Source organism: Herbiconiux moechotypicola (assembly GCF_024979255.1).
GTDB lineage: Bacteria > Actinomycetota > Actinomycetes > Actinomycetales > Microbacteriaceae > Herbiconiux > Herbiconiux moechotypicola.
The window spans coordinates 1-12,558 of sequence record NZ_JANLCN010000017.1; the positions used below are offsets into that span (position 1 = coordinate 1).

Consider the following 12,558-nt stretch of genomic DNA (forward strand, 5'->3'; position numbering starts at 1 on the left):
AACGCCCGACGAAGAATCTCACCCCGCACCCGCGGAGCCGTCGCCGCCCACCCATCCGCCGCACCCACCGCCGCATCCAGAGCACGGATCGCGTCGTCGGGAGTGGCGTCGGCGATGGACTTGATGACCGCTCCAGACGAGGGGTCGATCACGTCGAGCGTGCGCCCGGTCGACGAGGGACCCCACTTCCCTCCGATGAACAGGCCGTCGGGCACGGAGGCCAGCAGCGCGGCCTCGGCGGCGGAGGCGGCGGAGGGCACGAGGAGGTCGGTCATGGTGTTCCTTTCACAGCGGTGTGAGGTCGGGTGATTCGGGATGCGCGGTGCAGCGCGGTCGGGTCAGTGGTCGTGGCGGTGGTCGGGTCAGCGGTCGATGAGGTCCGAGGTCACCAGGTCGGCCCCCGCCCGCGCGAGCTCGGCGATGGCCTCGCGTGACGCATCCGGAGACACCCCGGCGACGAGGTCGGTGATGATGCGCACGTGCCGGCCGTGCTCGATCGCGTCGAGCGCCGAGGCACGCACGCAGTAGTCGGTAGCAAGGCCGGCCACGTCGATCTCGGTGACGCCGTTCGCGTCGAGCAGCTCGTGCACGGTGCCGCCCTCCTCGGTGGTGCCCTCGTAGATGGAGTAGGCGGGCTCGCCCTGCCCCTTGCGCACGTGATGGTCGATCGCGCGGGTGGTGAGCTCGTCGTGGTATTCGGCCCCAAAGGTGCCGGCCACGCAGTGCACGGGCCAGGTGCTCTCGAAGTCGGGCTCCGCATCCGTGGCGAAGTGCCCGCCGTTGTCGTTGTCGGGGTCGTGCCAGTCGCGCGAGGCGATGACGAAGTCGTAGCTGTCGGGATGCTCGGCGAGCAGTCGCGAGATGCCCTCGGCCACAGCGGTGCCGCCTTCGACCCCGAGGGCGCCGCCCTCGATGAAGTCGTTCTGCACGTCGATGATGAAGAGCGCTCTGGCCATGTGTACAGTCTAGGTATACACGCGGCCGGGCGACACCCGGTCTCGATCGGGAGGCTCTCAGAGGGTGGAGAGGCCGTTTCCGCACTGGTAGACGCCCGTGGTGAGAGCGTCGAGGGCCGTGCGGGCGCTGTCGCCCACGTCGTCGAGCGCGAAGAAGGCGAAGGTGAGCACCGCGCCGTCGGGGGCGTTCACGATCCCCGCGAGGGTGTATCCGGTGTCGATCCACCCGGTCTTGGCGATCACGCTGCCCGCGGCGGGCGAGTCGGTGAAACGGCCGGCGAGCGTACCGCTCACCCCGGCCACCGGGAGCCCGTCGCGGATGATCGCGAGCTCGCCCTCCCCCGCCTGGATCTTCACGAACAGCTCGGTGAGGAAGTCGGGCGACACCCCGTTGTCGTCGCTCAGCCCCGACCCGTCGGCGATCACGAGGCCGCTGGTGTCGAGCCCGTAGCGCGCCAGCGCCTGGGGGATGGCGGTCTGCAGCGCTGCGAAGTCGCTGCCCACGCCGAGCTCGATGGCCACCAGGCGCGCCAGCATCTCGGCCTCGGTGTTGTCGGAGCGCAGCAGCGCATCCGGGATCATCGTGCCCACCGGCGCCGAGAGCACCTGTCCGAGCTGCGCCGCGCCTGCCGGCGCGACCCCCTCGGTGAGCGTGGCTCCGGAGGCGCCCAGCGCGTCAGCGAAGGCCTCGCCGGCCGAGAGCACGGCGTTCTCACTGCGTTCGGAGACGTTCGATGACGGGGAGGCGCGGTCGCCGTCGACCTGGAGGGCGGTGACCTCGGAGGAGTAGCCGTCGTAGAGCTCCTTGCGGTTCCAGCTCGGCTGCCACCGGTCGCCCGAGAAGGCACCGGCGTCGAGCACGATGCTCGTGATGGCGGTGCCTGCGGTGGAGGGGTCGGCGTTCCAGGCGGCGTTCACCTGGTCGGCGAGGTCGAGCATGCTGGCAGAGCCCGTGTAGATGTTCGACGAACCACTGGCGAGGGTGATGTCGCCGCCGCCCACGAGCACGACCTCGCCCGGGTTCGCCCCCTTCACCACGGTGGTGGGCACCTGGTAGGCGGAGCCGAGCACGGCGAGGGCCGCCGCGCTGGTGAGCACCTTCATCACGCTGGCGGTGCGCGCGAAGGTCGAGCCGCTCCGGTCGAAGAGCACCTCGCCGGTGGTGGCATTGCGCACCTCGCCGAGGAAGGTGCCGAGGCGGGAGTCGGCCGCGAGGTCGGCGACCGAGCAGGTGCGCACGGGGGCCGGGGCGGAGCCCGCGGCGGGGACGGGGCGCGGATCAGGGGTCGGGGTGGGAGTCGGGGTGGCTGTGGCGGTCGAGGTCACGGCTCCGGTGGCGCCATTGTCCTCTGCAGCCGCGGTCGAGGTCGGAACGGCAGGTGCCGCCGTGGCGGCCCCGACGGCGAAAGCACCGCCGCCGAGCACCACGACCGCGACCGCCGCCGAGACGATCGCGGTGAGCCGCGGCCGTCGCCGGAGAGCCGCGACCGCGCCGCCGCGCTTCGCTCCGTCGCTGCTCATCGCTCGATCCCGTTCACGCAGCCCATCCAAGCACGGGCCCCGCGCATCCGCCTACTCGCCGGCCGGGCTACTCACCCGGGTAGCGCAACCCGATCTGCTCGCGGGCGGCGTCGAGCACCCCCATGATGGCCACGGTCTGCGAGAGCGGGAGCAATGGGCTCTCCGATTCGCCGGCCGCGATGACGCGCTCGATCTCGGCGGCCTGGAAATCCATGCCCCGGGCGCCGACACCGGAGTCGGGCGTCTCGTAGCGCTCGAGCACCGTGTCGTCGGGCGCGATCACCGTGAAGGAGGTGGGGTTGTACCACCAGGAGTCGATCTCGATGCGGGCCTCGGTGCCCATGATCGACGCGGTCACCGGGCCTCGGGTGTCGAGCGCGCAGTGCAGCAGCGACTGGCGGCCGCCGTCGTGCTCGAAGATGAGGGCGGTCTGCCGGTCGACGCCCGTCGCGGTGAGGGTGGCGTGCGCGATGATGCGCTCGGGCAGACCCAGGATGTCGACCGCGAACGAGACCGGGTAGATGCCGAGGTCGAGCAGGCTGCCGCCGCCGAGCGCCGGGTCGTTGAGCCGGTGGTTCGGGTCGGAGGGCAGCTTCTGGTCGTGGTCGGCGATGACGGTGCGTACGTCGCCGAGGGTGCCCGCGGCGATGATCTCGCGGATGCGCGCCATGTGGGGCAGGAACCGCGTCCACATCGCCTCGAGCACCACCACGCCGGCCTCGGCGGCCGCGACGGCCACCTGCTCGGCCTCGGCGGCGTTGAGGGTGAAGGGCTTCTCGACCAGCACGTGCTTGCCCGCCGCGATCGCGAGGAGCGCATTCTCGGCGTGATAGGGGTGCGGCGTCGCGATGTAGACGATGTCGACCTCGGGGTCGGAGACCAGCGCCTCGTAGCTGCCGTGCGCCGCCCCGATGCCGAAACGCTCGGCGAACGCGTCGGCCGACCCCTGCGAGCGCGAACCCACGGCCGTGACCTCGCGGCCGGTGAGCTGCAGGTCGCGTGTGAAGGTGGCGGCGATGCCGCCGCTGCCGAGAACGCCCCAGCGGAATGATGTCATCGATGACTCCCTAACTCTCGTCACCTCGACTCTAGCGGTCGCCACCGACACGACCGGGCGCTCACTTGTACACGAGCGCCGCCCAGGTGAGGATGCCGGCGAGCAGCACGAGCAGAGCGACCAGACCGATGGTCAAGAACAACCGCAGGCGCGGCCGCTGGGGACGATAGTACTTGTCGTAGTGGCGACGTCGTGACCTCCGACGTCTCTGCGTCGAAGGCATGGCGCCAGGTTAGACCCGCGCGACGCGGCCCCGGTGTCGAGCGTGTGAACGGAAGCTGAGGGTTACTTGGACGACGACAGTCGAATTAGAAGCGCTCGATCGCGAAGACGACCAGAACGCCCGTCGCGCCGACGAGAACGGTCCACCCGGTGATGCGCACGGCGAGGTTCTCGCGGAAGCGGGTCCAGCCGGAGTGCAGGTCACGGCGGTAGAACTCGCCGCGCCGCTCAGAAGCCGAGGCGCGCACGCGGGAGGCCGGTGCCGCCATCGGCGCTTCGACCGTCGGGGTCGTGGCCGGCTCAGCGGCGGGCTCGATCGCGGAGCGCTCCGCAGCGACACGTTCGGCTGCCGCACGTTCGGCGGCCTCCCGCTCGGCGGCCTCCCGCTCGGCGACCGCACGCTCGGCGGCCTCCCGCTCGGCCGCCGCAGCGCGCCGAGGCGAGATCGGAGCCGCTTCTGGCACCGCAGGGGCTGCGGGCACGGCGGCCACCGGAGACGCGACCGCGACCGGCTTCTCGGTCACCTGCAGGTCGACGATCTGCAGGTCCGTCGAGTCGAGCCCGGTCAGACCGAACAACTCGTCGAAGGAATCGCTCTCCGCACCCTCGAAGCCCTCGGCCACGTGGCCTGCTGGGAAGGTCGTCTCCTCCGGCTCCACCGCGCGCAGCCGCCGTCTCGGACCGGGGTTCACCTCGGACGCCGCCGGCACGGCCGTCGGCTTGTCGAACCTCATGAGGTCGTCGAACGACAGTTCTGCGTTGCTCATGATCCTCCGGGTAGATCGGCAGGTGTCGCGCCCGCATTTTCGTAACTGGTGTGCTAGATGGTGCTGAAGAAACGCGAGTTACACCCTACGTGACAGATGTCGCCGATGCCAATCGGGCTGAACCCGCCAGATGCGCCATCGTGACGCGATGCGGCCGAGAAGGGCCGGGTGCCGTGTGAGGGCCGCCTGTGGGAATCGAACCCACGACCTATTCATTACGAGTGAATCGCTCTGCCGACTGAGCTAAGGCGGCCTGGCCTGCGTCGGGCGCAGGCACAGCTACACAGCATAGCCGATCACCGCGACGCCCGCGCACGCCGACCGCGTGCAGTGCACCGGTCTCAGCTGGTGCAGCGCGGATCGGCCGACGGCACCGTCCCGTCGAGGAAGTACGCATCCACTACCCCGGCCACGCAGCTCGACGAGTTGTAGGCGGTGTGACCCTCGCCCTCGAAGGTCACGAGCTGCCCGTTCTCGAGCTGCTCGGCCAGCGCCTGCGCCCAGTGGTAGGGCGTCGCCGGGTCGCCGGTCGTACCCACGACCAGTATGGGCTGCGAACCGGCCGCCGTCACCGCGGCAGGCACCCGGGTGCTCGGGTAGGGCCACTCCGCGCATCCGATGTCGCCGTACGTCCAATACGGCCCCACGGTCGGCGAGGCCGCGACGAGGGCGGCGTTCTGCTCGGCGACGACCGCCGGGTCGGTGGTGAACGGGTAGTCGGCGCACGAGATGGCGGTGAACGACTCGATGAGGTTGTCGGCGTAGGTGCCGTCGTCGTTGCGGCTGTTGTAGGCGTCGGCCAGCTGGAAGGCGAAGTCGGCGTCGCCGTCTTCGACCGAGCTGAACAGCGTGTCGAGGTAGGGCCAGTTCGATTCGCTGTAGAGCGGGAAGAAGAGGGCGGTGAGCAGGTTGCTGGCCCCGAGCTGCCGGCCGTCGGAGGCACGGATGGGGCTCGCCTCCACCTGCGCCAGCAGCTCCTGCACCCGCGTGAGCGCCGCATCCGCACTCCCCGAGAACCAGCAGTCGTCGCGCGTGGCGCAATCGGCGAGATAGTTCTTCAGGGCGTTCTCGAAGCCAGCGGCCTGGGAGATGGTGATGTCGAACCCGCTCGAGCTCGGGTCTTCGGCGCCGTCGAGCACCATGCGACCGACCTTCTCGGGGAAGTTCTCGGCGTAAACCGCCCCGAGCAGGGTTCCGTACGAGTAGCCGAGGTAGTTGAGCTTCTCGTCGCCCACCGCGGCGCGCAGCATGTCGAGGTCGTGCGTGGTGCTCTCGGTATCGACGAACTCCAGCAGCGGGCCGGTGTTCTCGGCACACTTCTCGGCGAAGTCGCGCGACGACTCGGTGTACGCCTCGATCCACTCCTCCGAACCGCGCTCGCCGGGCACGAGGTCGTAGAGCCAGGCGTCGCGCTCACTGTCGGTGAGGCACGAGACGTGGTCGGAATGCCCGGTGCCCCTCGGGTCGTAACCGATGAGGTCGTACGAGGACTGGAGTGACGGATGCGCGGCGTAGTCTGCCGACTGCTCCACGAAGTCGTAGGCCGACGCACCCGGGCCACCCGGGTTGACGAACAGCGAACCCAGCCTGGTGTCACCGGTCGCGGGCTTCTTGATGAGCGCGAGCTCGATCGTGTCTCCACCGGGGTTCGACCAGTCCAGCGGCGCGGTGGCGGTGGTGCACTGGAAGCCGCTGCCGCACGGCGTCCACACGAGCTCCTGCGTGTAGAAGGGTTCGAGCTCGGCCGCGACCTCCTCGCCTGTCGGGGTCGAGGTCGCGGGCACCGCCGCGGAACCCCCCGGTCCGGCCGCTCCGACGATCCAGGGTACGCACCCGCTGAGAACGAGCGCTGCGGTCGCCGCGAGCGCCGTCAGGGCAGCGAGGCGGCGAACGGAGGAGGGACGGTTCACGACTGCACCTTTCGCGCCGCGAGACGGTTCGCCTCGGCGACCGTGACGAGCATCGCCTCGAGGGCGAGGGCGGGGGCGACGTTGGCGGCCACCCGCCGGCGGGCATCGGCGACGGCGTCGATGACGCCGAGGGTGGTGGCGGGTTCCCCCGCGCCCGCGAGCGAGGCCACCTCGCCCGAGATCGCCTCGTTCACGAGCTCGACATGGGCACCGAGCTGCACCACCAGCACGTCGCGATACAGCGAGTGCAGGTCGGTCAGGATGCGGTCGATGCCATCGCGAAGGCTCCGGGTGGCCCGGCGCTTCTGGTCGTCTTCGAGCGCCTTGATCTGCCCGCGGAGCGCCGGTGGCACGGCCTGCCCCGGCTCCACACCGAGCGAGCGCAGGGCGGCGGCTCGCTCCTCGGCGTCGCGCTCCTCGGTGATGGCCTTCGCATCGGCCCCCGCCACCTCGAGCAGGGTGGCGGCCCCCCGCACGGCGTCGCCGACCGACGTGACCGACAGCGCGAGCCTGAGCGTCTCCGCCCGCCGCTCACGGGCCTCCTGGTTCGTGGCGAGCCGGTGCGCCATGCCGATGTGGCTCTGAGCCTCGCGCGCCGCCCGCAGGGCGAGCTCTTCGTCGACGCCGTCGCGCCGCATCACGATCGCGGCGACGTCGGCGGTGCTCGGCACCCGCAGCCGCACCGATCGCACGCGTGACCGGATGGTGGGCAGCAGATCGGCCTCGCTCGGCGCGCAGAGCACCCACACCGTGCGCTCGGGCGGCTCTTCGAGCGCTTTGAGAAGCACGTTCGAGGTGCGCTCGGCCATGCGGTCGGCGTCTTCGATGACGACGACGCGATACCTCGACACCGAGGGCGAGAACTGCGAGGCCGTGACGAGCCTGCGCACCTCGTCGATCGAGATGATCACGCGCTCGGTGGCCAGCACCGAGAGATCGGGATGCGAGCGGGCCGCCACCTGGCGGCAGTCGGCGCACACTCCGCATCCGCCGTTCGCGCAGAGGAGCGACGAGGCGAAAGCGTAGGCGAGATTCGAGCGGCCCGAGCCGGGTGGGCCCGTGACGAGCCACGAGTGGGTCATCGAATCCGGATGCGCGGGGGCGGCGGCCTCGTCGGAGACCAGGGTGGCAGACGGATCGCGCGGCGCGGCGGCCGACTCGGCGGCGGCACGGAACACCTCGATGGCGGCCTCTTGACCGGTGAGGTCGTCCCAGACTGTCATGCGGTCAACCTATCGGCACCCGCTGACAGCGCGCCGAGGGCGGCGCCGCTCACGGGTGCGCGAGCAGGAACTCGACCCGGGCACGGATGCTCGCCGCGATCTCGTCGGGCGCGCCCGCCGCGTCGACCACGAGGAATCGCGCCGGCTCGGCGTTCGCGAGGCCCAGGAAGGCACCGCGAACGCGCCGGTGGAAGTCGGACTTCTCGGCCTCGAGCCGGTCGAAGCGCTTGTTGGCGCCGTCGAGGCGCGCGCGGGCGGCGTCTTCGTCGAGGTCGAGCAGCACCGTGAGGTCGGGCAGCAGGCCGTCGGCCGCCCACAGCGAGAGGGAGCGGATCTCGCCCCCGTCGAGAACCCGGCCGGCACCCTGGTAGGCCACCGAGGAGTCGAGGTAGCGGTCCTGCACCACCACCTCGCCGCGCTCGAGGGCGGGCCTGACCTTCATGGCGATGTGCTGCGCGCGGTCGGCGGCGTAGAGCAGGGCCTCGGCGCGCGGGCTGATGTGGCCGCGGCTGTGCAGCACGATCTCGCGGATCTCGGTGCCGATCTCGGTTCCACCCGGTTCGCGCGTGCGCACGACGGTGCGGCCGGCCGCTACGAGCCAGGACTCCAGGAGTGCGGCCTGGGTCGACTTGCCGACGCCGTCGCCGCCTTCGAGGGTGATGAACAGCCCGGTCACGACTTCGTCGCGGCCCGGCTGCCCGTCTTTCGGGCGGCAGGCTTCTTGGCCGCCGTCGACGACGCCTTCGCCCGGGGCTTCGCCGGGCCCTTGGCACGCTTGTCGGCGAGTAGCTGCACGGCGCGGTCGAAGTCGATCTCCTCCACGGTCTCACCACGCGGGATGGTGGCATTGGTCACGCCGTCGGTGACGTAAGGCCCGAACCGTCCGTCCTTGACCTTGATCGGCTTGCCGCTCTCGGGGTCGGCCTCGAACTCCTTGAGCGCCGACGACGCCCGGCGAGCGCCGTACTTCGGCTGGGCGAAGAGCTCGACCGCACCGGGGAGGTCGATGTCGAAGATGAGGTCCTCGCTCGTGAGAGAGCGAGTGTCGGTGCCCTTCTTGAGGTAGGGGCCGAACTTGCCGTTCTGGGCGGTGATGGGCTCACCCGACTCCGGGTCGTCTCCGACGGTCCGCGGCAGCTCGAGCAGCCGGAGCGCTGTGGTGAGGTCGATGGTCGCGAGGTCCATCGACTTGAACAGCGAGGCCGTGCGCGGCTTCACCGCGGCTGCCTTCTTGGGGGCTACCTTCTTCGTGGCCTTGGCCGCCGTGGCGCCTTCGGCAGGCGCCGCGGGTGCTGCCACGGCTGCCGCTTCCGTCTCGGGTGCGGCGGGCTCGAGCTCGGTGACGTAGGGGCCGAAGCGGCCGTCCTTCGCCACGATCTCCTTGCCGTTCTCGGGGTTGACGCCGATGACGCGGTCGGTCACGACCGGTGCGTCGACGATCTCCCGCGCCCGCTCAGGGGTGAGCTCGTCGGGTGCGAGGTCTTGGGGCAGGTTCACTCGGCGCGGCGGCGCGTCGAGGTCGCCCGAGGGGTCGAGCACCTCGAGGTAGGGGCCGTACTTGCCGATGCGCAAGGTGATGTCGTCGGCGATCGCGACGGAGTTCACGGCCCTCGCGTCGATCTCGCCGAGGTTGTCGATGACGCTGCGCAGGCCCGGGTGCCCCTCGCTGCCGAAGTAGAAGCCGTTCAGCCAGTCGACACGGTCCTCCTCGCCGTCGGCGATCTTGTCGAGGTCGGCCTCGAGCGCCGCGGTGAAGTCGTAGTCCACAAGCTCGGTGAAGAAGTCTTCGAGCAACCGCACCACCGAGAAGGCGGTCCAGCTCGGGATGAGAGCCTGGCCGCGCGGGGTGACGTAGCCGCGGTCGATGATGGTGGAGATGATCGAGGCGTAGGTCGACGGCCGGCCGATGCCGAGCTCGTCGAGCGCCTTCACGAGGCTGGCCTCGGTGTAGCGCGGCGGCGGCGTGGTGTCGTGGCCGGCGGCGGCCACCTCGACCGCGGCGAGCTGCTGCTTCTCGGTGAGGGCGGGCAGCTTGGCCTCGGCGGGCTCGGCGGTGGCGTTGCGCTCTTCGTCGCGGCTCTCCTCGTAGGCGTGGAGGAAGCCGCGGAAGGTGATGACGGTTCCCGATGCCGAGAACTCCGCGTTCGTGGCGCCCCCGAGTTCGGCGACCTCGACCGGGCCGGCCGCGATGGTCACCGTGGCGGTCGATCCGCGCGCGTCGGCCATCTGCGAGGCGACCGTGCGCTTCCAGATCAGCTCGTAGAGCCGGAAGTCGTTGCCGCGCAGCGTGGAGGACAGCTCGGCGGGCGTCTTGAACACCTCTCCGGCCGGGCGGATCGCCTCGTGCGCCTCCTGGGCGTTCTTGCCCTTGCCGCTGTAGAGGCGGGGCTTGTCGGGGATCGTCTCCGGACCGTAGAGACTGCTCGCCTGGTTCCGCGCGGCGGTGATGGCCTGCTGCGACAGCGACGGGGAGTCGGTGCGCATGTAGGTGATGTAGCCGTTCTCGTAGAGCGACTGGGCCACGCTCATGGTCTGCCGAGCCGAGAAGCGCAGCTTGCGGGCGGCCTCCTGCTGCAGCGTCGACGTGGTGAAGGGCGCTGCCGGGCGCCTCGTGTAGGGCTTGGACTCCACGCTCGTGACCCGGATGTCGACGCCGTCGGCGGAGAGCGCCTCGGAGAGCGACTTCGCGGCGGCCTCGCCGAGGGCGACAGCCTTGCCCTTCAGCACGCCCGACTCGTCGAAGTCGCGACCGGAGGCGACCCGCTCGCCGTTCAGCCGCACCAGGCGGGCGTCGAAGGCATCGGTCTGGGGCGCCGAGGCATCGGGAACGAGGGTGGCCGTGAGATCCCAGTAGTTCGCCGAGACGAAGGCGAGCCGCTCCCGCTCGCGGTCGACCACGAGCCTCGTGGCTGCCGACTGCACCCGCCCCGCCGAGAGACCGGGACCGACCTTGCGCCAGAGCACGGGCGACACCTCGTAGCCGTACAGACGGTCCAGGATGCGCCGGGTCTCCTGCGCGTCGACCAGGGCGTCGTCGATCTGCCGCGTGTTGTCGCGCGCCGCCTCGATGGCCTCGCGGGTGATCTCGTGGAACACCATGCGGTGCACCGGAACCTTGGGCTTCAGCACCTGCAGGAGGTGCCACGCGATGGCCTCCCCCTCGCGGTCTTCATCAGTCGCGAGATAGAGTTCGTCGGCTCCGGCGAGCGCCTTCTTGAGTTCGGCGACGGTCTTCTTCTTGGCGTCGGAGACGACGTAGTACGGCTCGAACTTGTTCTCGACGTCGACCGAGAACTTGCCGAGCGACCCCTTCTTGAGCTCGGCGGGGAGGTTCTTGGGCTCCACCAGGTCGCGGATGTGCCCGACCGACGCCATCACATCGAAGCCGTCTCCCAGATACTGGGCGATCGACTTCACCTTCGTGGGGGACTCCACGATGACGAGCTTTCTCGGGCCTGGCACAGTCACTCCTTATATATGCGACACGGGGGACGTGTCAGCCACACCATACACACCTCCGGCTGGAGGGTGCCTAATCGCCTGGTGCACGCCGCGCGGCTGGAGCACAATGGTAGCGATCACTTCGATGATGAAGGGAAGGCACCATGACGCCCATCGGCTCCGGCAGCTACACCGCCAAGCTCACCGACGGCCCCCTCGAGGGCAAGACCATCCGCACGGATTTCACCTCGTCGGGTGAACCGCAGGCGCGTCTCACCGTTCCGGCCGGCAGCACCGCCAAACACTACCTCTACCGCCGTGCGGCCGGGGTGGAGTTCACCGACTCCGAGCGCCCGAGCGCGGTCGACTACCGCTACGTCGAGGCCGTCGTGCGCTGACCGGCTCCGGCCGGACCGGCTCCGCCCGGCCGCGGCGGGGCTCCGGCCGGCCGCGGCGGCTTCATCCACGAGGCCCCGCCCGGGCCGACACCGTCAGGTCGACGAGGTCGGCGACCCGCGCGCCCAGTCTCACGACCACGTCTCCACCGGCCCCCGCCTCACCCGCTGTGTCGACGGCGTGACAGTCGACGAGCCGCGCCTCGAGGGCGCTCGCCACCTCACCGGCGACGCCGCACGGTTCCCCGGCGACGCGGCCCGCCAGCACGTCGGCGGCCGCGAGTGCCGCGGCGTCGGCGGCGCCCTGGAGCCGCTGTCGCTCAGCGAGTGCGGATCCCAGCAGGAAGCCCGTCCCGGCGAGCGTCGCGGCGACGACCAGCACGGCGATCGCGAGCACGGACCCCGAACCGCGCTCGCGGGTGACCTCGCGCAGCAACCCACCGTGGCGATCAGCCATCGGGAGGCCTCGAGTCGTCGAGCGCGCACCCCGTCGCCGTGAGTTCGACGAGGGAGCCGAGCCCGCTCGCTCCCGCCCGCACGCGGGTCGCGACGCACACGAGACCGCCGCGGTGCTGAATCTCCAGACTGGCACCCGGCACCGCCCCGGACAGCCGATCCTGCGCAGCGTGCGGCTCGCCCCTCGCCGCGAGGCGGGCCGCGTCGGCGGTGGCGTCGGTGAGCATCACCTGGGTGGCACCGAGCTGGGCGCCCACCGCCCCGAGTGCCAGCAGCACCGCAACAGCCGGCAGCATCATGGCGAACTCGGCGGTCACCGAACCCCGCTCGAGATCTCGCCGCGAGAGGGACCGGTCGATCCTGTGCACCGGACTCACCTACCCGGCACTCGTGAGTGCACGGCTGATGAGCTCGGTGAGCATTCCCTTGACCTCGTCTCCCCGCAGGATCACCACGAGCAGCCCGGCGAGCCCGACCGCGGCGAGGGTGGCGATGGCGTATTCGGCGGTGGCCGCTCCGCTGTCGTCGCCGAGAAGCTCGGCGAGGCGTCTCCGGAGCATGGCGGGGGCGAACCGCTGTCGATCGAGGGGGGATGGGATGTCGTTCATGT

The 12,558-nt window shown here is 70.7% G+C and carries 14 protein-coding genes and 1 tRNA gene; 1 reads left to right on the forward strand and 14 read right to left on the reverse strand.

From position 1 onward, the window contains the following. The 11 genes from N1031_RS19550 to topA form a co-directional block, all read right to left on the reverse strand. The coding region (locus N1031_RS19550; RefSeq protein ID WP_259481617.1) for an aldehyde dehydrogenase family protein at nt 1-275 on the reverse strand (275 nt) is incomplete at its 3' end. A gap of 87 nt (nt 276-362) precedes the next feature. Beyond that, nucleotides 363-956 carry an isochorismatase family protein gene (locus N1031_RS19555; protein WP_259481618.1) on the reverse strand — a complete coding sequence of 198 codons (594 nt, stop codon included), beginning with the start codon at nt 954-956 and terminating at the stop codon, nt 363-365. 57 nt (nt 957-1,013) lie between these two features. After that, a complete protein-coding gene (gene dacB, locus N1031_RS19560; protein ID WP_259481619.1) occupies nt 1,014-2,477 on the reverse strand; it encodes a D-alanyl-D-alanine carboxypeptidase/D-alanyl-D-alanine endopeptidase in 1,464 nt (487 codons plus the stop codon). Between the two features lie 67 nt (nt 2,478-2,544). Continuing rightward, nucleotides 2,545-3,534, reverse strand: coding sequence for a Gfo/Idh/MocA family protein (locus N1031_RS19565; protein ID WP_259481620.1), 990 nt, complete (start codon nt 3,532-3,534; stop codon nt 2,545-2,547). A gap of 61 nt (nt 3,535-3,595) precedes the next feature. Beyond that, entirely contained in the window at nt 3,596-3,757 is a 162-nt protein-coding gene (locus N1031_RS19570) for a hypothetical protein (protein ID WP_259481621.1), read from the reverse strand. Nucleotides 3,758-3,842: 85 nt separating this feature from the next. Further along, nucleotides 3,843-4,523: a hypothetical protein gene (locus N1031_RS19575; RefSeq protein ID WP_259481622.1), complete on the reverse strand. Its 681-nt coding sequence runs from the start codon at nt 4,521-4,523 to the stop codon at nt 3,843-3,845. A gap of 180 nt (nt 4,524-4,703) precedes the next feature. Further along, nucleotides 4,704-4,776 (reverse strand) — tRNA-Thr (locus N1031_RS19580). An 88-nt stretch (nt 4,777-4,864) separates the two neighbouring features. Beyond that, nucleotides 4,865-6,433, reverse strand: a complete 1,569-nt coding sequence (locus N1031_RS19585) for an alpha/beta hydrolase (protein WP_259481623.1) — start codon at nt 6,431-6,433, stop codon at nt 4,865-4,867. Then, nucleotides 6,430-7,656, reverse strand: coding sequence for a DNA polymerase III subunit delta' (locus N1031_RS19590; RefSeq protein ID WP_259481624.1), 1,227 nt, complete (start codon nt 7,654-7,656; stop codon nt 6,430-6,432). Before N1031_RS19590 ends, N1031_RS19585 begins: the two co-directional genes overlap by 4 nt. 49 nt (nt 7,657-7,705) lie before the next feature. Then, nucleotides 7,706-8,332, reverse strand: a complete 627-nt coding sequence (gene tmk / locus N1031_RS19595; RefSeq protein ID WP_259481625.1) for a dTMP kinase — start codon at nt 8,330-8,332, stop codon at nt 7,706-7,708. Further along, a complete protein-coding gene (topA, locus tag N1031_RS19600; protein ID WP_259481626.1) occupies nt 8,329-11,118 on the reverse strand; it encodes a type I DNA topoisomerase in 2,790 nt (929 codons plus the stop codon). Before topA ends, tmk begins: the two co-directional genes overlap by 4 nt. 143 nt (nt 11,119-11,261) lie before the next feature. On the opposite strand from topA, the gene N1031_RS19605 reads away from it, so the two are divergent. Next, nucleotides 11,262-11,495, forward strand: coding sequence for a DUF8847 domain-containing protein (locus N1031_RS19605; protein WP_259481627.1), 234 nt, complete (start codon nt 11,262-11,264; stop codon nt 11,493-11,495). A 61-nt stretch (nt 11,496-11,556) separates the two neighbouring features. Here the strand turns inward: N1031_RS19605 and N1031_RS19610 are convergent, their stop codons facing one another. Genes N1031_RS19610 through N1031_RS19620 form a run of 3 tightly spaced genes read right to left on the reverse strand, consistent with a single transcriptional unit; the run spans nt 11,557 to nt 12,556 of the window. After that, nucleotides 11,557-11,949: an Rv3654c family TadE-like protein gene (locus N1031_RS19610; RefSeq protein WP_259481628.1), complete on the reverse strand. Its 393-nt coding sequence runs from the start codon at nt 11,947-11,949 to the stop codon at nt 11,557-11,559. Further along, a complete protein-coding gene (locus N1031_RS19615; protein ID WP_259481629.1) occupies nt 11,942-12,265 on the reverse strand; it encodes a TadE family type IV pilus minor pilin in 324 nt (107 codons plus the stop codon). The genes N1031_RS19610 and N1031_RS19615 overlap by 8 nt, the downstream gene beginning before the upstream one ends. A gap of 60 nt (nt 12,266-12,325) precedes the next feature. Next, nucleotides 12,326-12,556 (reverse strand): DUF4244 domain-containing protein, encoded by a 231-nt coding sequence (locus N1031_RS19620; RefSeq protein WP_259481630.1) that lies wholly within the window; start codon nt 12,554-12,556, stop codon nt 12,326-12,328. Between the last annotated feature and the right edge of the window lie 2 nt (nt 12,557-12,558).

What these genes read in the sequence shown, in the direction of transcription:
- N1031_RS19610 (WP_259481628.1), bottom strand. Translation starts at nt 11,949, where the DNA reads ATGGCTGATCGCCACGGTGGGTTGCTGCGCGAGGTCACCCGCGAGCGC.
- N1031_RS19565 (WP_259481620.1), bottom strand. Translation starts at nt 3,534, where the DNA reads ATGACATCATTCCGCTGGGGCGTTCTCGGCAGCGGCGGCATCGCCGCC.
- N1031_RS19605 (WP_259481627.1), top strand. Translation starts at nt 11,262, where the DNA reads ATGACGCCCATCGGCTCCGGCAGCTACACCGCCAAGCTCACCGACGGC.
- N1031_RS19620 (WP_259481630.1), bottom strand. Translation starts at nt 12,556, where the DNA reads ATGAACGACATCCCATCCCCCCTCGATCGACAGCGGTTCGCCCCCGCC.
- dacB (WP_259481619.1), bottom strand. Translation starts at nt 2,477, where the DNA reads ATGAGCAGCGACGGAGCGAAGCGCGGCGGCGCGGTCGCGGCTCTCCGG.
- N1031_RS19570 (WP_259481621.1), bottom strand. Translation starts at nt 3,757, where the DNA reads ATGCCTTCGACGCAGAGACGTCGGAGGTCACGACGTCGCCACTACGAC.
- N1031_RS19555 (WP_259481618.1), bottom strand. Translation starts at nt 956, where the DNA reads ATGGCCAGAGCGCTCTTCATCATCGACGTGCAGAACGACTTCATCGAG.
- N1031_RS19590 (WP_259481624.1), bottom strand. Translation starts at nt 7,656, where the DNA reads ATGACAGTCTGGGACGACCTCACCGGTCAAGAGGCCGCCATCGAGGTG.
- N1031_RS19575 (WP_259481622.1), bottom strand. Translation starts at nt 4,523, where the DNA reads ATGAGCAACGCAGAACTGTCGTTCGACGACCTCATGAGGTTCGACAAG.